Annotated in this window: 1 protein-coding gene; it reads left to right on the forward strand. The window is 70.4% G+C overall.

Annotation, left to right across the window (positions count from 1 at the left end; translation table 11 throughout):
- Positions 1 to 935 (forward strand): ABC transporter permease (locus tag G3N93_RS40810; protein ID WP_374196569.1); only part of this gene is annotated, 935 nt, incomplete at both ends.

Here is a 935-nt window from a genome sequence, read left to right on the forward strand (position 1 = left end):
CGCTTGCGCACACTCTTCCCCTGCGCGACGCGCGTCCGATCTGGCCGCGGGCGTCGGCTGGCGCTACGCACTCGCGTCGCTGCACCGGCGCGGCACGGCGAGCGCGCTGCAGATCACCGCACTCGCGCTCGGCCTGATGTGCCTGCTGCTGATCGCGATCACGCGCAACGACCTCGTCGCGGGCTGGCGGCAGTCGACGCCGCCCGATGCGCCGAATCAGTTCCTGATCGACATCCAGCCCGACCAGCGTGCCGACGTCGCGGCCTACCTGACCGCGCACGGCGTGCGCGACGCGGAGCCCGCGCCGATGGTGCGCGGCCGCCTCGTCGCGATCAACGGCAAGCCGGTGAATCCGGACGCGTACCCGTCCGAGGAGGCGCGCCGGCTCGTCGACCGCGAGTTCAACCTGTCTTATACGACCGAGCTGCCGTCCGACAACCGGATCGTCGAAGGCGACTGGTTCGGCACCGCGGCCATGCCGCAGATCTCGATCGAGGCCGGCCTCGCGAAGACGCTGAACGTGAAGCCGGGCGACATGCTGCGCTTCGACGTGACGGGCCTGACGGTCGACGCGCCGATCACGAGCGTGCGCAAGCTCGACTGGGGTTCGTTCCGCGTCAATTTCTTCGTGCTGATGCCGCCGCCGGTGCTGAAGGATTTCCCGGCCGTGTACCTGACGAGCTTCCATTTGCCGGCATCGGACGCCGCGCTGCTCGATCCGCTGATCGCGCGCTACCCGAACCTGACCGCGATCGACGTCGCGCCGATCCTCGCGCAGTTGCAGCGGATGATGCTGCAGGTGGTCGGGGCGGTGCAGTTCCTGTTCGCGTTCACGCTCGCGGCCGGCGTGCTCGTGCTGTACACGGCGCTTGCCGGCACGCGCGACGAGCGCGTGCGCGAGGCCGCGCTGCTGCGCGCGCTCGGTGCGTCGCGCG

This window comes from Burkholderia sp. Se-20378 (assembly GCF_017104665.1).
Lineage (GTDB): Bacteria > Pseudomonadota > Gammaproteobacteria > Burkholderiales > Burkholderiaceae > Burkholderia > Burkholderia lata.